Source organism: Caulobacter endophyticus, assembly GCF_003116815.1.
Taxonomy (GTDB): Bacteria; Pseudomonadota; Alphaproteobacteria; order Caulobacterales; family Caulobacteraceae; genus Caulobacter; species Caulobacter endophyticus.
The window spans coordinates 70,266-86,231 of sequence record NZ_QDKQ01000076.1; the positions used below are offsets into that span (position 1 = coordinate 70,266).

General features: G+C 68.5%; 13 protein-coding genes and 1 pseudogene. 5 read left to right on the top strand and 9 right to left on the bottom strand.

The features are described from left to right. Nucleotides 1–61: 61 nt before the first annotated feature. The 4 genes and pseudogenes from rhuM to DDF67_RS23475 all read right to left on the bottom strand — a co-directional run. Nucleotides 62–544, bottom strand: a pseudogene (gene rhuM, locus DDF67_RS26340) (RhuM family protein); the annotation flags it as partial. Between the two features lie 20 nt (nt 545–564). Further along, nucleotides 565–1,719: a molecular chaperone DnaJ gene (gene dnaJ, locus DDF67_RS23465; protein WP_109455172.1), complete on the bottom strand. Its 1,155-nt coding sequence runs from the start codon at nt 1,717–1,719 to the stop codon at nt 565–567. 158 nt (nt 1,720–1,877) lie between these two features. Then, nucleotides 1,878–3,785, bottom strand: coding sequence for a molecular chaperone DnaK (gene dnaK, locus DDF67_RS23470; protein ID WP_109455173.1), 1,908 nt, complete (start codon nt 3,783–3,785; stop codon nt 1,878–1,880). A 313-nt stretch (nt 3,786–4,098) separates the two neighbouring features. Next, nucleotides 4,099–6,738 carry a M1 family metallopeptidase gene (locus DDF67_RS23475; protein ID WP_109455174.1) on the bottom strand — a complete coding sequence of 880 codons (2,640 nt, stop codon included), beginning with the start codon at nt 6,736–6,738 and terminating at the stop codon, nt 4,099–4,101. Nucleotides 6,739–6,831: 93 nt separating this feature from the next. Here DDF67_RS23475 and DDF67_RS23480 point away from each other — a divergent pair, with 93 nt between their 5' ends. Then, nucleotides 6,832–7,449, top strand: a complete 618-nt coding sequence (locus DDF67_RS23480; protein WP_109455175.1) for an alpha-ketoglutarate-dependent dioxygenase AlkB — start codon at nt 6,832–6,834, stop codon at nt 7,447–7,449. A gap of 83 nt (nt 7,450–7,532) precedes the next feature. Here the strand turns inward: DDF67_RS23480 and dnaA are convergent, their stop codons facing one another. From dnaA to mutM, 5 genes are all read right to left on the bottom strand, one after another. Next, the gene (gene dnaA / locus DDF67_RS23485) at nt 7,533–9,020 is read right to left on the bottom strand and encodes a chromosomal replication initiator protein DnaA (RefSeq protein ID WP_109455176.1); all 1,488 of its coding nucleotides are present in this window, start codon (nt 9,018–9,020) and stop codon (nt 7,533–7,535) included. A gap of 428 nt (nt 9,021–9,448) precedes the next feature. Further along, complete coding sequence (gene rpsT, locus DDF67_RS23490; RefSeq protein WP_058347097.1) at nt 9,449–9,724, bottom strand: 30S ribosomal protein S20; 276 nt, start codon at nt 9,722–9,724, stop codon at nt 9,449–9,451. A gap of 137 nt (nt 9,725–9,861) precedes the next feature. Then, complete coding sequence (locus DDF67_RS23495) at nt 9,862–10,647, bottom strand: enoyl-CoA hydratase (protein WP_109455177.1); 786 nt, start codon at nt 10,645–10,647, stop codon at nt 9,862–9,864. 33 nt (nt 10,648–10,680) lie between these two features. Next, nucleotides 10,681–11,556, bottom strand: a complete 876-nt coding sequence (locus DDF67_RS23500) for a TraB/GumN family protein (RefSeq protein ID WP_109455178.1) — start codon at nt 11,554–11,556, stop codon at nt 10,681–10,683. 51 nt (nt 11,557–11,607) lie between these two features. Continuing rightward, complete coding sequence (gene mutM / locus DDF67_RS23505; protein ID WP_109455179.1) at nt 11,608–12,471, bottom strand: bifunctional DNA-formamidopyrimidine glycosylase/DNA-(apurinic or apyrimidinic site) lyase; 864 nt, start codon at nt 12,469–12,471, stop codon at nt 11,608–11,610. 82 nt (nt 12,472–12,553) lie between these two features. Here mutM and DDF67_RS23510 point away from each other — a divergent pair, with 82 nt between their 5' ends. The 4 genes from DDF67_RS23510 to DDF67_RS23525 all read left to right on the top strand — a co-directional run. Continuing rightward, a complete protein-coding gene (locus DDF67_RS23510) occupies nt 12,554–13,312 on the top strand; it encodes a class I SAM-dependent methyltransferase (RefSeq protein ID WP_109455180.1) in 759 nt (252 codons plus the stop codon). A gap of 5 nt (nt 13,313–13,317) precedes the next feature. Then, a complete protein-coding gene (gene ubiB / locus DDF67_RS23515) occupies nt 13,318–14,829 on the top strand; it encodes a 2-polyprenylphenol 6-hydroxylase (RefSeq protein WP_109455181.1) in 1,512 nt (503 codons plus the stop codon). A gap of 112 nt (nt 14,830–14,941) precedes the next feature. Further along, complete coding sequence (locus DDF67_RS23520) at nt 14,942–15,631, top strand: hypothetical protein (protein WP_146198078.1); 690 nt, start codon at nt 14,942–14,944, stop codon at nt 15,629–15,631. Between the two features lie 86 nt (nt 15,632–15,717). After that, nucleotides 15,718–15,966, top strand: a 249-nt coding sequence (locus DDF67_RS23525) for a leucine zipper domain-containing protein (RefSeq protein WP_146198079.1), incomplete at its 3' end; no start/stop codon positions are given.

Below are 15,966 nucleotides of genomic sequence, written 5' to 3' on the forward strand. Positions count from 1 at the left end.
GTCGAAAAGCTTGTACTGCGCCTTCGGGAGACTTCAGGCGCCCGGCGTCGACGACGAAGCCCTTGATGGCGAAGCGCACGAGCACGCCCGTCGCCCATTTCCGGAACAGCGTCGCCTGGGCCGAGCTGACCCGATAGCCGACCGAAATCACCATATCGAGGCTGTAGAGCGTGCCTGGGCGCCCGGCGCCAATTACTTGCATTTTTTGCAAGTTATCCGCCTCGGCGAGCTCTCCTTCTTCGAGGATGTTGCTGACGTGGCGGTAGATGACGGAGGGATCACGCCCGAACAGCTGCGCCATCTGCGCCTGAGTCATCCAGAGCGCGTCGCCGTCATGGCGCAACTCGATGCGCACGCCGCTGTTGGCGGCATAGATCAGGAAGCGATGGCCATTGTCGTCCTCGACGAGAGCGACGGGCTGATCGACGTCGACGGTCACATGCGCCCTCTGGCTGGAGTGGTACAATAGCAGAACAAAAAATCGTTCTGGCAAGCCGGAGCGCGCAAAAGGAAAGGCCCGAAGCTTGCGCCTCGGGCCTTTCATCGATCATCGGGGCCGGAGCCTCAGTTCCCCGTCACTTCTTCCCAGAAGCGCTTGGCCTTGCCGACGAAGTTGGCCGACTTGGGGTTCTGCTTCTCGTCGCACAGGCCGGCCAGCTCCTTGAGGAGCTCTTTCTGGCGCGCCGAAAGGTGGGTCGGGGTTTCGACGAACAGCTCGACCACCAGGTCGCCGCGCTGGCGGTTGCGCAGCGACGGCATGCCCTTGCCCTTCAGGCGGACGGTCTTGCCGGTCTGGGCGCCTTCGGGAACCTTGACGCTGATGCGGCAGGTGCCGTCGCAGGTCTCGCCGCCTTTCAGGCAGGGCGCCTCGATCTCGCCGCCGAGTGCGGCCACCGTCATCGGCACCGGCACGGTGCAGAGCAGGTCCAGGCCGTCGCGTTCGAACAGCTCGTGGGGGCTGACCGACAGGAAGAGGTAAAGGTCGCCGCGCGGACCGCCGCGGACGCCTGCGTCGCCTTCGCCCGCCAGGCGGATCCGGGCGCCGTCGTCGACGCCGGCCGGGATGCGGACCGACAGGACGCGTTCCTTGCGGACCTGGCCGTGGCCGTGGCAGCCCGAGCAGGGATCCAGCACCAGGCGGCCCGAGCCGCCGCAGCGGGGGCAGGCGCGCTCGACCGAGAAGAAGCCCTGGGTGGCGCGCACGCGGCCAGCGCCGCCGCACGAGCCGCAGACGGTGGGGCTGGTGCCGGGCTTGGCGCCCGAGCCGTCGCAGACCTCGCAGGTCATGGCCGCCGGGACCGTGATCTCGACCTCGGCGCCGGCATAGGCCTGCTCCAGGGAGATCTCCAGGTCGTAGCGCAGGTCCTGGCCGCGCTGCGGGCCGTTGGACTGGCGGCGGCCGCCGCCGAACATCTCGCCGAAGACATCGCCGAACACGTCGCCGAAGATGTCGCTGGCGTCGAACCCGCCGCCCATGCCGCCAGGGCCGCCCTGCGGGCCGTTGACGCCGGCATGGCCGAAGCGGTCGTAGGCCGCGCGCTTCTGCGGGTCGGAGAGGACGCTGTAGGCCTCGTTGATTTCCTTGAACCGGCCGCTGGCGTCCTCGCAACCGCCATTGCGGTCGGGGTGGTGCTGCATCGCCAGCTTGCGGAAGGCGGATTTCAGGCCCGCGTCGTCGCAGGTCCGGTTCACGCCGAGAATTTCGTAATAGTCGCGCATCGTCAGCGTTCGGCGCCCGTAAGGCTCAACAGGACAAGAGGTGTCGTGAAAGAGGTGGGGGAGGGGGCGCCCCGCCGCAAGGCGTCAATCGGGCGCACCGTAAAACGAGCGCGCCGGCGAACGGTCCCGATCTGGGCGTTCGCCGGCGCGTCCATGGCTTAGGAAGCCGGCTTTTCGGCGCCGTCGACTTCCTCGAACTCGGCGTCGACCACGCCGTCGTCCGCAGGAGCTTCAGCGCCGCCTTCGGCGCCTTCACCACCCTGCTGGGCGGCGTACATGGCCTCGCCCAGCTTCATCGACGCCTGGATCAGGGCCTGGGTCTTGGCCTGGATGGCCTCGACGTCCTCGCCTTCCAGGGCGGTCTTCAGCTCGGCCACGCCGGTCTCGATCGCGGTCTTCTCGGCCGCGCCGACCTTGTCGCCATGCTCGGCCAGGGCCTTCTCGGTCGAGTGCAGGATCGCCTCGCCCTGGTTCTTGGCCTCGACCAGCTTCTTCTTCTCTTCGTCCGCGGCCTTGTTGGCCTCGGCTTCCTTGACCATGCGCTCGATGTCGCTGTCCGAGAGGCCGCCGTTGGCCTGGATGCGGATCGAGTGCTCCTTGTTGGTCGCCTTGTCCTTGGCGTGGACCTGGACGATGCCGTTGGCGTCGATGTCGAAGGTGACCTCGATCTGCGGCACGCCGCGCGGCGCCGGCGGGATGCCCACCAGGTCGAACTGGCCGAGGATCTTGTTGTCCACAGCCATCGGGCGTTCGCCCTGGAACACGCGGATGGTCACGGCCGACTGGTTGTCGTCAGCGGTCGAGAAGGTCTGCGAGCGCTTGGTCGGGATCGTGGTGTTGCGCTCGATCAGCGGGGTGAACACGCCGCCCAGGGTTTCGATGCCCAGGGTCAGCGGGGTCACGTCGAGCAGCAGCACATCCTTGACGTCGCCTTGCAGCACGCCGGCCTGGACGGCCGCGCCCAGCGCCACGACTTCGTCGGGGTTCACGCCCTTGTGGGGTTCGCGACCGAAGAAGTCCTGCACCGCCTGCTGGACCTTGGGCATGCGGCTCATGCCGCCGACCAGGATCACTTCGTCGATGTCGCTCTTCTTCAGGCCGGCGTCCTTGAGGGCCTGTTCGCACGGACCGATGGTGCGGGCGATCAGGTCGTCGACCAGGGCTTCCAGCTTGGAGCGCGACAGCTTGATGTTCAGGTGCAGCGGGCCCGAGGCGTTCATGCTGATGAACGGCAGGTTGACCTCGTACTGAGCCGTCGACGACAGCTCCTTCTTGGCCTTCTCGGCTTCCTCGCGCAGGCGCTGGAGGGCCAGCTTGTCCTTGCGCAGGTCGACGCCCTGCTCCTTCTTGAACTCGTCGGCCAGGTAGTCGACGATCCGAAGGTCGAAGTCTTCACCGCCCAGGAAGGTGTCGCCGTTGGTCGACTTCACCTCGAACACGCCGTCGCCGATCTCGAGGATCGAGACGTCGAAGGTGCCGCCGCCCAGGTCGTAGACCGCGATCTTCTTGCCGTCGTTCTTGTCCAGGCCATAGGCCAGGGCCGCCGCGGTCGGCTCGTTGATGATGCGCAGGACTTCAAGGCCGGCGATCTTGCCGGCGTCCTTGGTCGCCTGGCGCTGGGCGTCGTTGAAATAGGCCGGAACGGTGATGACCGCCTTGGTCACCGGCTCGCCGAGGTGGGCTTCGGCGGCTTCCTTCATCTTCTGCAGGATGAAGGCCGAGACTTCCTGGGGCGAGTAGTCCTTGCCGTGGGCCTTGACCCAGGCGTCGCCGGTCGGGCCCTTGACGATCTCGTAGGGCACCATGCCCTTGTCCTTCTCGACCACCGGGTCGTTCGCGTTGCGACCGATCAGGCGCTTGATCGCGAACAGGGTGTTGGTCGGGTTGGTCACGGCCTGGCGCTTGGCGGGCTGGCCGATCAGGCGCTCGCCGTCCTCGAGGAAGGCGACGACCGACGGGGTGGTGCGAGCGCCTTCGGCGTTCTCGATCACCTTCGGGTTCTTGCCGTCCATGATGGCCACGCACGAGTTCGTGGTGCCAAGGTCGATACCGATAATCTTGCTCATGTGGTGTGCCTGCAGCTCCTCGAATGGCGGACGGCGGTGACAAGGGCCTTATCAGAAGCGCCCCGGTTTTTCTCGGTCCGTCCCCGTCTGGTCGCGTCTAGGGTTGATCCAAAATCCTGCCGCCTGGACGAACCAGACGAAAGGAGAGGCTTCAATCGAAGTTGACGAGCCCGTCAACCCCGCTTCGATGCCCGATATGGGGGATACGCGTGCGGCCGCAAGCCCATTCCCGCAGGGAAAGAAGGGGAATCTGCAAGACGGAACGTCGCAGCGTCGGCTCCCCGACCCTTGGCCGACGCTGTGGAAAGTCCGTTCAGCCGGCCTTGGCGACCCAGGCGGTGATCGCCGGCAGCCGCTCGCGACGCACCTTGGCCCGGTATTCGATGGCCGAGACCGCCTTGTCGGCCTCCTTGCGCGAGCCCTCGGCCAGGTTGGCCTGCGCCCAGGCCTTCAGCTTTTCGGCGGTTTCCGGCTTGCCCGAGGCCTTGGCCAGGCTCGGGATGAAGCGGGTGCGGGCGCTGTTGTCGACCTTGGCGTCGACCGCGTCGCGGTGGGCCGCGGCGAAGTCGAAGGCCAGGTCCGGATGGCGCGAGGCCACGCCCGAGATCATGCCGGCCGAATTGGTCTCGCCCGGCTCGGCGGTCAGGGCCAGATCCAGGGCCTTGCGGGCCAGGGTCTCGTCGTCGGCCGCCGCCAGCAGGCTGTAGAGCTGGGTGCGCACCAGCGGCGTCTTCTCGGCCTGGGCCTGGGCGTGGATGGCGTCCCAGGTCGCCGCGTCGGCGTTGACGGCCACGACGGTCAGGATCGCCTTGCGCAGCGTGCCGGGGATGGCGGCCGGGTCGCTCTTGTCGGCGGCGTAGCGGCGGCGGGCCTCGGCGACCACGGCGGTGTCGCCCAGCTCGCCCAGGGTCGAGATCAGGTCGCCGCGCAGGATGGCAACCGGATCGGGCTCGCCGGCCTTGGCCTCCCAGCCCACGCGGGTCAGCAAGGGCGACAGGCGGGCGATGGCCAGCTTGCGGAAGGCCGCGCGCTCGGCCTGGCCTTCGTAATAGCCGTCGATGGCCGACAGCACGCCGGCGACCTTGGACAGAACCTGCGGATCGGCGTCGGCCGGGGTCGCGGCGATCAGGGCCAGGGCGTCGGTCGGCGACTGCTGGCCCGCCGTGCCCATCGACCAGGCGTCCGACAGCAGGCCCAGCTGGTCGATCGGCGCCAGCTTGCCGAAATCGGCCGCCAGCCGCTGGAACTGCGCCGGGGCGTAGAGGGTGCGGTAGTAGCCGCTCTGGCCGGCGTTGACGACGACGGGGCCGCAGCCCTCGACCGTCAGGCTGGCCCTGCCGCCCTCGACCACGGTCTTGGCGATCGTCGCGCCGTCCAGGGCCTTGGCGTTGACCGGCACGCGCCAGGCCAGCGGCGCCTTGTCGGGGAAGTCCTTGCTGAACTCGCCCTGGGTCAGGGTCAGGACCTGCTTGCCGGCCTGGCAGGCGCCGCCTTCGACGCGGATCAGGGGCACGCCCGGCTGCAGGGTGAAATCGTGGGCGATGGCGGTGATCGGCTTGCCCGCGGCGGCCTCGACCGCGCTCCACAGGTCGTCGCTGACCGTGTTGCCGTAGGCGTGGGCCTTGATGTAGGCGCGCACGCCGGTGCGCCAGGCGTCCTCGCCCACATAGCCCTCGAGCATGCGGATGACCGCCTCGCCCTTCTGGTAGGTGATGGCGTCGAAGGCCTGGCTGGCCTGCTCGACGGTCTCGACGTGCTGCACCACCGGGTGGGTGGTGGAAAGGCCGTCGAGGTTCATGGCGTATTCCCGGCCGCCGACGGCGGCGAGGGCGGCGTTCCATTCGGGGTGGAACTTCTCGGTCGCCCGGCCCTCCATCCACGAGGCGAAGCCCTCGTTGAGCCAAAGGTCGTCCCACCAGGCCATGGTCACCAGGTTGCCGAACCACTGGTGGGCGGTTTCGTGGGCGACGGTGGTGTAGATGTTCTGGGCGTCCCGCTGGCTGGAGATCTTCGGATCCATCAGCAGGGCGTATTCGAAGTAGAAGATCGCCCCCCAGTTCTCCATGGCGCTGAAGAACTGGCTGCGGCCGGGGGCGGCGATGTGGTCGAGCACCGGCAGCGGGTAGTCGACGCCGAAATAGTCGTTGTACCAGGCCACCATCGGGCCGGCCGACTCCAGGGCGAACTTCGCCTTGGGCAGGTCGCCCTTCTTGGTGACCACGCCGATGTCGACGCCGGCGGTCTTGAGGCTGGCGCGCTCGAACTCGCCCAGGCCGAAGAACAGCAGGTAGGTCGACATCTTCGGCGAGGTCGCGAACGTCACGCGGGTCTTGCCGCCGCCAAGGTCCACGCTCTTGCTGACCGGCATGTTGGAGAGGGCCATCTGGCCGGTGGGGACCGTCGCCTCAACTCTGAAGGTCGCCTTGTGGAAGGGCTCGTCCCACGAGGGGATGAACCGGCGGGCGTCGGAATTCTCGAACTGGGTGTAGAGGGCGCGCCTGGGGCCTTCCTCGGTGTCGTAGTCGAGGGCGAACAGGCCGGCGGCCTGGGTGTAGATCTTGCCGGCGTAGTCGATGGCCAGAACGTGCTTGCCCTTGGCCAGCGGCGCCTTGAGCGTGAAGGCGGCGGTCTGGGCGTCCTCGTCGACCTTGATGGTCGCCGGCTTGCCGTCGATGGTGGCTTTCACGAAGGTCAGGTCGGCGGCCTGAAGGGTGATGGTCGTGGTCGGCTCGGTCACCTCGACGGCGATCTTCACCGAGGCGGTGAAGCTCATCTTCTGGGCGTCCGGCGTGAAGGCCAGGTCGTAGTGGGTCGGATGGGCGTTGCGCGGCAGCTGGGTGGTCACCGTGGCCGGCGTGGCGCCCTTGGAGCCTGGAACGGCGGGGGCGGCGAGGGCGGTTCCGGAGGCGAGAAGCAGCGTGACTGCTGCGGCGGTGGACAGAAGACGACGCATGAACGGCCCTGGTATGGAATGATCGTGCGGAGAAAGCCCGCGAGGGCGCGAACCAACACCCATCCGGCCGCCCACAGGCATTAATTCCGCGTAATGATGACCCCCGTCTCCCTCGTCCCCGGTTTCGATCTCTGGCCCGGCCTGCTGTCGCCGGACGCCCAGCGGGCGCTGGTCGAGGCGGTGCTGGAAGCCTCGGCGATCGCGCCGCCGGCCAACTACGCAACGCCCTACGGCAAGGCCATGAGCGTGGCCATGACCAGCCTCGGGCCCCTCGGCTGGACCAGCGACGCGGCCGGCTACCGCTATGCCGAGCGTCACCCCGGCACCGGCCAGGCCTGGCCCGCAATCCCCCAGGCGCTGCTCGATCTTTGGGCGGCGCTGGGCGATCCGCAGGTGCCGCCCGACGCCTGCCTGGTCAATTTCTACGGGCCCGAGGCCCGCATGGGCCTGCACCAGGACCGTGACGAGGCCGACCCGCGCTTTCCGGTGCTGTCGATCTCGCTTGGCGACACGGCGGTGTTCCGCATCGGCGGAACCAGCCGCAAGGACCCGACCCGGTCGCTGCGGCTGTCGTCCGGCGACGTCTGCCGGCTGTCCGGACCCGCCCGCCTGGCCTTCCACGGCGTCGACCGCATCCTGCCCGGCTCCTCGCGCCTCGTGCCGGGGGGAGGGCGGATCAACCTGACGCTCAGGCGTGCGCGGGCGGGGTGAAGGAGGCTCCCCTCTGGAGGAGGATCAAACGAAAAGGGCCGCCCCTTGCGGAGCGGCCCTTTCGGTCGAGCTGGAAAGCCTGATCAGCCGCGCAGCTTGCGGGTGATGGTCTCCAGGTCCTGGCTGAGCACGGCGTCTTCCTGGCGAAGGGCCTCGATGCGGCGCACGGCGTGCAGGACGGTGGTGTGGTCGCGACCGCCGAAGCGACGGCCGATGTCCGGCAGCGAACGGGTGGTCAGCTGCTTGGCCAGCCACATGGCGGCCTGGCGCGGACGGGCGATGGCGCGGTTGCGGCGCTCGCTGAGCAGGTCGGCCTGCTTCATGCCGTAGTGCTCGGACGTCGCCTTCTGGATGTCGTCGATGGTGATCCGCTTCTCGCCGCCGCGCAGGTGCGGGCGCAGGATCGCCTGGACTTCGTCCAGCGACAGGCGCGACAGGCGCTCGCCGGCACGGGCGGTCAGGGTGTTGAGCGCCCCTTCCAGCTCGCGGACGCTGTCGGTGAAGCGGTCGGCCAGGAACTGCAGCACTTCGGGACGCACCGAACCGGTGAAGCCCTGGGCGCGGCCCAGAGCCTCGATCTTGCGCTCCAGGATGCCCAGGCGCAGCGAGCGGTCGGCCGGCTCCATGCCGCAGACCAGGCCGGCGGACAGGTGCGAGCGCAGGCGCGCGTCCATCTCGGTCATGGCCGAGGGCGGACGGTCGGCCGAGAACACCACCCGGCGGCCGTCCTCGACGAGGGCGGTCAGGGTGTGGAACAGCTCTTCCTGGCTCGACTGCTTGCCGGCGATGAAGTGCACGTCGTCGATGATCAGCAGGTCGGCGCCGCGCAGCTCGTCCTTGAAGGCCGTGGTCTGGCGATCCATGACCGCGCGGACGAAGGTCGACAGGAAGCGTTCGGCGGTCAGGTAGACGACGCGCTTGTTCGGGGCGGCGCGCATGGCCTCCCAGGCCAGGGCGTTCAGCAGGTGCGTCTTGCCGAAGCCGTAGGGGCCGTGGAACAGCACCGGGTTGAAGTGGCCGTCGGCCCAGCTGGCGACGCGGCGCGCCACGGCGTGGGCGAATTCGTTGGCGGGGCCCGGAACGAAGCTGTCGAAGGTGAAGCGTTCCTGCAGGCCCTGCACGGGCGAGGTCTTGCCGGCGACCGGGGCCGCGGCGGCGGGGATGTCGCTGGAGACCGGCAGCACGATCTCGATCGGCTGCGGCTTGGCCTCGACATAGACGGCGCCGGTCGTGGCCGAGGCGGCGTCGGCCGAGGCTTCGAACTCGAGGCGCGACTTGAGGTCCATGCGGCGGCCCACGGCGTCGCCGGCGGCCCACAGCTCACCGATGCGGCGCCAGGCGCTGCGACGGATCCAGTCGCGCGCAATGCCGGTGGGGGTGACGAGCACGACGTCGCCGGCCTGGGTTTCGCGCAGCACGGCGGGCGCGATCCACGAGCCGAAGGCGGCGTCGCCCAGCTCGCGCTTCAGGGAGACGCAGACTTTGTTCCACACGATGCCTGCGGGCTCGCGCGTGACGGCGGCATACGCCGCCGACAATTCCTGACTGGCCGCCCCGACCTTGATCGACATCAGTTCACCGCCTCGCGCCTGCATACACACAATTACAGATTGCCGGTCGCAGGCCCCCCATGGCGCACGACCGAACTCAGAAACTCTCCCCCCGCATTTATTGAGGACACACAGGGGCTTAACCGGCGAACGCATGGTGTCCGCCGCCGCCGCTGTCGTCACAAGACTGGGAGAGCGCTGAGACCTTTAAACTAGCCACCGGCCCGGGCCGGTCAAACGGAAAACTTGCGTCCGATCGCGGATATTTCTGTTGACTCGCGACACCGCCTCGCCCGTCAAGGGAAAGCCGTTTTGAAGACTTTCGTTCGACGAGCCGGGGGGCAGGTAAAGGAGTACATAGACAAAGCAAAAGCCGACCGAGTTGCCTCGATCGGCTTCTACAAGTCTTTGATTTCGCTGAGCGAACGGTGTTCGCTCGCGATCTGGACTTAGGCGGCGGCCTTGTCCAGCTTCTTCAGGCGGGCGGCCAGGCGCGACACCTTGCGCGAACCCGTGTTCGGGTGAACGACGCCCTTCGAAACGGCGCGCATCAGCTCCGATTGAGCCTCGATGAACGCGGCCTTGGCGACGGCGACGTCGCCCTTGGCGATGGCGTCTTCGAACTTGCGCAGGAAGGTGCGGACGCGCGAACGACGAGCGGTGTTCACTTCGGTGCGACGGGCGATCTTGCGGATCGCTTTCTTGGCGCCGGGATTATTGGCCATGGATAGGACCTTCAAACGGACGGCCGCGCGGGCGGCCGCGAAGCAGGTGAAATCAAGAGCGCGCGGATATACGGGAAGGCCGCGGACCGGTCAATCCATCCACAATGGGAATCTTCGCCCGGCGAGCGACCGGTCCGTCACGAACCCTTGAACGCGGGTTTGCGCTTCTCGACGAAGGCGGCCATCCCTTCCTTCTGGTCGTCGAAGGCGAACAGCGAGTGGAACAGTCGCCGCTCCAGCGCCACGCCCGTGGTCAGGGTGGTCTCGTAGGCGGCGTTGACCAGTTCCTTGTTCATGGCCGTGGCCAGGGGCGACTGGGCGGCGATCCTGGCGGCGACCTTGACGGCCTCGTCGACCAGCTGGTCGGCCGGGAAGATCCGCGACAAGAGGCCCGCGCGCTCGGCTTCCTCGGCGTCCATCATCCGGCCGGTCAGGATCATGTCCATGGCCTTGGACTTGCCGACCAGGCGGGTCAGGCGCTGGGTGCCGCCGATGCCGGGCGCGACGCCCAGGTTGATCTCCGGCTGGCCGAACTTGGCGGTGTCGGCGGCCAGGATGAAGTCGCACATCATCGCCAGCTCGCAGCCGCCGCCCAGGGCGTAGCCCGAGACCGCGGCGATGATCGGCTTGCGCACGGTCTCGATGGCCCGGGCCTGGGCGGTGAAGAAGTCGGCCTTGAACATGTCGGCATAGGACTTGTCCGACATCTCCTTGATATCCGCGCCGGCGGCGAAGGCCTTGGGCGAGCCGGTCAGCACGATGCAGCCCACGGTGTCGTCGCCCTGCGCCTGGGCCAGGGCCTGGCCCAGCTCGGTCAGCAGCACGCTGTTGAGGGCGTTCAGCGCCTCGGGGCGGTTCAGGCGGATCAGCGCCACGCCGGGCGCGGTCTCGGGGCGTTCGACGATCAGGGTCTCAAAGGCCATCTGCGCTTGGTTCCTCGTGTTCAATTCGGCCGTCTAGCGCGGCCCTTCGACATCGTAGCCCAGCGCGCGCAGGCGGGCGGGCAGGCCGTCGGGACCCAGAAGGTGCCCCGCGCCGACCACCACCACCGTCCGGCCGGATCCGGCCAGGCGCGCTTGCAGGGCGTCCATCCACCGTGCGTTACGCTCGACGATGAACTGGCGATAGAGGGCGGGCGAAGATTTCCGCATTCCGCCGACCACGGCGCGCTCCAGCGCCTTCTGATCGCCCTTCGACCAGGCCGCGACCAGCCGGCGATAGGCGCCGGGATCCTTTTCCAGCTGCCTGACCGTGGCGTTCAGGGTCCGCACCTGGTCGGCCTCGGGGGCGCCGGCGAACAGGGCCATCTGCTGGTCGGGGGTCTCGAAGGCCCTGCGGACGACCTTGGGCGGGGCGGCCGCCTGCAGCCGCCGCTCGACCCCGTCCTCGGCCAGGCCCTTGTCGAGGGCGAAGGCGGCCGTGGTCAGCCGCACCTCGGCCATCCAGGGCTTGAGGCGTTCCACCTCGCTCATCGGCACGTCGAGGCGATCGGCCAGCTTGCGCAGACGTGCGGCGGCGCGTGGCTTCAGCCGCGAGGTCAGGGTCTGGCCTGGCGGCAGCAGGCCATAGGCGCCGGCAAGGTCCTGCATCCGCCGGTCGGCGGCCGCGTCCATCGGGACCTCGAACCACAGGTCGTCGGCCCTGGAGAGCGCCGCGTCCAGCGCGGGCGGCTTCCAGCCGAGGTCCTTGGGCAGAACGTGCATCGAGCCGAACAGCACGATCTCGGAATCCGCGTCGCGCACCGTCCACACCGGCGGCGCGGCCGAAGCGGGCGCGGTGAGGGCGGGCGAGGCCAGCAGGGCGGCCAGGGCGACGAGGAGGGAGCGGAGCATCACGCCAAACCGGAAAAGCCGCGCCTCAAGCTGCAGAAAGCGCGGCCAGGGTCATTTCTGACAAACGGGGCAGAAAAAGGTTGAGCGCCCGGCCTGGACCTCGCGGGCGATCACGCCCCTGCAGCCGGGCGTGGGGCAGGGTTCGCCCTCGCGGTCATAGACCCGGAAGCGGTGCTGGAAATAGCCCAGCGCGCCGTCGGCGGCGGCGAAGTCCTTCAGCGACGAGCCGCCGACCTCGACCGCCTCGGCCAGTACGTCCTTGATGGCCGCCGTCAGCGGTCCCAGCCGCTTGCCGGCGATCTGGCCCGAGGGCTTGAACGGCGAGATGCCCGAGCGGTGCAGCGCTTCGCAGACATAGATGTTGCCCAGGCCCGCCACGGTCTTCTGGTCGAGCAGAAGGGTCTTGGGTCCCTGCTTGCGGCCGCCGAAGGCCTTGACCAGCGTCTTGGCGTCGAAGGCGTCGGACAGGGGCTCGGGTCCCATGGTCGCGAACCAGGGGTGGCGATCGACGCGGTCGGTGGCGATCAGGTCCATGAAGCCGAACCGTCGCGGGTCGTAATAGGTGACGGTCGCGCCCTCCTCGGTCTCGAACACGACGTGGGCGTGCTTGTCGTCGGGCTTGACCTCGCGGGCGAAGTCGCCGGGCCTTGTCGCCCCTTCGGGCGCGGCGATCTCGAACCTGCCGGTCATGCCCAGGTGCATGACCAGGGTGTCGCCGCGATCCAGAGGGGCCAGCAGATATTTCGCCCGCCGCTCCAGCCGCAGGATCTTCGCGCCCGTCAGCCGCTGCACGAAGCCGTCGGGCAGGGGAAAGCGCAGGTCCGGGCGGTTGGCGCGCACGCGGGAAAGCCGCGCGCCGGACAGGACGGGCTCGAGACCCCGGCGGACGGTCTCGACTTCGGGCAGTTCGGGCAAGACGGCTCCTTAAGACGGTGACGCGACGCAAGGCGCGGTCTAATAGGCGATGATCATATAGAGAGCCCGACCCGTAGACGTCATGAGCAAGCCCTCCGCCACTTTCGGATTCAAGGACGTTGATCCCGCGCTGAAGGCCGGGCTGGTGCGCGGGGTCTTCGACCGCGTGGCCAAGAACTACGACCTGATGAACGACCTGATGAGCGGCGGCGTGCACCGGCTCTGGAAGGACGCGGTCGCCGCCCGCCTCAATCCGCAGCCAGGCGAGATCATCATCGACTGCGCCGGCGGCACCGGCGACATGGCCCGCCGCTTCGCCAAGATGGCTCGCAACGCGCAGCAGCGTCGCGGCGGTCCGGACGCGACCATCAACATCATCGACTACAACGCCGAAATGATCATGGCCGGGATCGAAAAGGGCGGCGAGCCCGAGATCACCTGGACCGTGGGCGACGCGCAAGCCCTGCCGCTGCCCGACGCCTATGCCGACGCCTATGTCATCTCGTTCGGCATCCGCAACGTCACCGACATCGACGCGGCCCTGCGCGAGGCGCGCCGGGTGCTCAAGCCCGGCGGCCGCTTCCTGTGCCTGGAGTTCTCGCGCCCGGCCACGGAAGCCCTCGCCAAGGCCTATGACGCCTACAGCTTCAAGGTCATCCCGCAGGTCGGCGAATGGGTCGCCAAGGACCGCGACGCCTATCAGTACCTTGTCGAGAGCATCCGCCGCTTCCCCGACCAGAAGACCTTCCTGTCGATGATCGAGGCGGCCGGCTTCAAGCGGGCGACCTACACCAACTTCACCGGCGGCGTGGCGGCCCTGCACCAGGGCTGGGCGCTCTAAAGCCCATGCAGCGACTGTCCGCGTTCGTCCGCCTGATCGGCGCCGGCTGGCGCCTGGTGCGCGCCGACGCCCTGGTTCCCAAGGAGGTCGAGCCGCTGCTGCCGCCGTCGGCCAAGCTGGCCGGCCGGCTGCTGCGGCTGTTCGCCGGCGGCAGGACCCGTAAAGGTCGCCCGGGCGAGCGCCTGGCGCGCGCGCTGGAGGGCCTTGGCCCCGTCGCCATCAAGATGGGCCAGTTCCTGTCGACCCGGGCCGACATCTTCGGCGCGACCTTCGCCGAGGACCTGTCGCACCTGAAGGACCGCCTGGCGCCGTTCCCGACCGCCATCGCGCGGGCCGAGGTCGAGCGCAGCCTGGCCCGGCCGATCGACAGCCTCTATGCGACCTTCGGCGAACCGGTCGGCGCGGCCTCGCTGGCGCAGGCCCACGAGGCCACCTTGCTGGACGGCGCCAAGGTGGCCGTGAAGGTGCTGCGTCCCGGCATCGAGCGCCGCGTGGCCGAGGACAGCGCCACCCTGCGCCTGGCCGCCGATCTCGCCCATCGCCTGGTTCCCGCCGCCCGCCGCCTGCGTCCGCGCGAGTTCGTCGAGGTGGTGATCCGCGCGCTCGACCTGGAGATGGACCTGCGCTTCGAGGCCGCCGGCTGCGCCGAGCTGGGCGAGGCCATGGCGCTGGACACCCACATGCGCGCCCCGGCGGTGGTCTGGGACGGCGTGGGCAAGCGGGTCCTGACCCTGGCCTGGGCGCCGGGCGTGCCGCTGTCGGATCCCAAGGCGCTCGAGCAGGAGGGCCTCGACCGCAAGGCCCTGGCCGACAACGTCACGCGCGGCTTCCTGGCCCAGGCCCTGGACCACGGCCTGTTCCACGCCGACCTGCACGAGGGCAATCTCTTCGTCAGCGCCCCGGCCGCCATCACCGCCGTCGACTACGGCATCGTCGGTCGACTGGGTCCGGCCGAGCGCAAGTACCTGGCCGAGATCCTCTACGGCTTCCTCAGCCGCGACTATGTGCGGGTGGCCAAGATCCACTTCGACGCCGGTTACGTGCCCGCCCACCAGGACATGGACGCCTTCGCCCAGGCCCTGCGCGCCGTGGGAGAACCCGTGTTCGGCCGCGACGCCCGCCAGGTGTCGATGGGCAAGCTCTTGGCCCAGCTGTTCGAGATCACCGCCCTGTTCGAGATGTCGCTGCGGCCCGAGCTCGTCCTGCTGCAGAAGACCATGGTCACGGTCGAGGGCGTGGCCCGCCGCATCGACCCGGCCCACGACCTGTGGGCGGCCTCCGATCCTGTGGTCCGCCGCTGGATCGCCCGCGAGCTGTCGCCGGTGGCGCGGATGAAGGAACTGGCCGACGAGGCCCTGCGCGCCCTCAAGGCCATGGCCCGCTACGCCGAACAGCCCCCGGCGCCCCCGGCGGTGGTGGTCGAGAAGCGCCCCGCCTGGCCGTGGTTCCTGGCCGGCGTCGCCGCCGCGGCCCTGGCCTTCGCCGCCGGACTGGGCGTGGCGAGCTTGCTGGGCTGATCGCCCGACTTTCGCCGAGCAAGGCCGCCTTGCCGATGAAGCTCCCTTTCGGGAGATTTCGCGCATGGACAATCATGGCGATAGCCCCCTGAATGTCTGCGGGGGTGCTCGCATGACCATGTTCGTTCTTCAGGATCAGTTCTGCATTCATCAGGCGACGGTATGGTTGCCCGCGATCATCAATTATCTCGCCGATGACAAAGGTAGCCGGGTAGCGCAGTTCGCGCTCAGCGCTGTCGCTCTCGCCGTGGCGGTCGTCGGCGCATACATCGCCTTGCGAACCTATACCTCGGCGGCTCGCGACGCCGCGAACTCACATATGCATGGCCTGTTTCGTGATTATCTGAGAGCGCGTCTGGACGTATCGCTGGCAACGCTGCCCGAGATGCCGAGATTTCCAAACGAACCGGTTTCCAGCCAGCTGACCGCGCTGAAGCTCTACGCGCTGGAAGAGATGTACACATGGGTATGTCGCGAGGAGCGGCTGCCGCGCGAGTGGTTCATTCTCAATCCGCTGGATCGGGCGCGGGCCAAGGCCGACCGCGAGGATTTTCTCGCGGCTTGGCGGCGAACCATCCTGGTCCATGCCGGCCAGGAGAAGGACGACGTGATGAAGAGCTTCGAGGACTACGCCTCCTGCTACAGCATGACGTTCTTAAGGTTCATCAATTCGGGCTGGCAGAGCCGTGAACTGGCCGCGCTGATCGCCATACATCAGCGGGCCATCGACCAGGGCCAACAGCGACCGCCCGGAAACCTCGAACGAGCCGAACTCGCGGATCGGCCAAGCCGGGCGGCCTAGATGTCGAAGCTATGAAGGTTGTTCACCCGGGGCGGTGCTGAGAGGCTGGGGTTGCGAAGCGCCAAACTCTAGCCCGGAGGCCCCGGATGAACGTGCATGAGAATGCGCGGCTGACCCCAGTTGGTCGAGCCCTGATGGTTGATCGGATCGAGCAAGGCTGGTCAGTGGCCAGGGCGGCGGAGGCCTTCGGGGTTTCCCGGCGCACGGTGGGCAAGTGGCTGGCTCGGCATCGGCGGGGCGGCGAGCGAAGGCTTCACGACCGCAGCTCGGCGCCGCGCCGATGTCCGCGCAGGATCCCTGCCGGCGTGGTCGACCAGATCCAAGCGCTGCGTCGC

Bases quoted from the DNA above. Each gene is read 5' to 3' on its own strand.
- dnaJ (WP_109455172.1), bottom strand. From the start codon at position 1,719: ATGCGCGACTATTACGAAATTCTCGGCGTGAACCGGACCTGCGACGAC.
- dnaK (WP_109455173.1), bottom strand. From the start codon at position 3,785: ATGAGCAAGATTATCGGTATCGACCTTGGCACCACGAACTCGTGCGTG.
- DDF67_RS23475 (WP_109455174.1), bottom strand. From the start codon at position 6,738: ATGCGTCGTCTTCTGTCCACCGCCGCAGCAGTCACGCTGCTTCTCGCC.
- DDF67_RS23480 (WP_109455175.1), top strand. From the start codon at position 6,832: ATGATGACCCCCGTCTCCCTCGTCCCCGGTTTCGATCTCTGGCCCGGC.
- dnaA (WP_109455176.1), bottom strand. From the start codon at position 9,020: ATGTCGATCAAGGTCGGGGCGGCCAGTCAGGAATTGTCGGCGGCGTAT.
- rpsT (WP_058347097.1), bottom strand. From the start codon at position 9,724: ATGGCCAATAATCCCGGCGCCAAGAAAGCGATCCGCAAGATCGCCCGT.
- DDF67_RS23495 (WP_109455177.1), bottom strand. From the start codon at position 10,647: ATGGCCTTTGAGACCCTGATCGTCGAACGCCCCGAGACCGCGCCCGGC.
- DDF67_RS23500 (WP_109455178.1), bottom strand. From the start codon at position 11,556: ATGCTCCGCTCCCTCCTCGTCGCCCTGGCCGCCCTGCTGGCCTCGCCC.
- DDF67_RS23510 (WP_109455180.1), top strand. From the start codon at position 12,554: ATGAGCAAGCCCTCCGCCACTTTCGGATTCAAGGACGTTGATCCCGCG.
- ubiB (WP_109455181.1), top strand. From the start codon at position 13,318: ATGCAGCGACTGTCCGCGTTCGTCCGCCTGATCGGCGCCGGCTGGCGC.
- DDF67_RS23520 (WP_146198078.1), top strand. From the start codon at position 14,942: ATGACCATGTTCGTTCTTCAGGATCAGTTCTGCATTCATCAGGCGACG.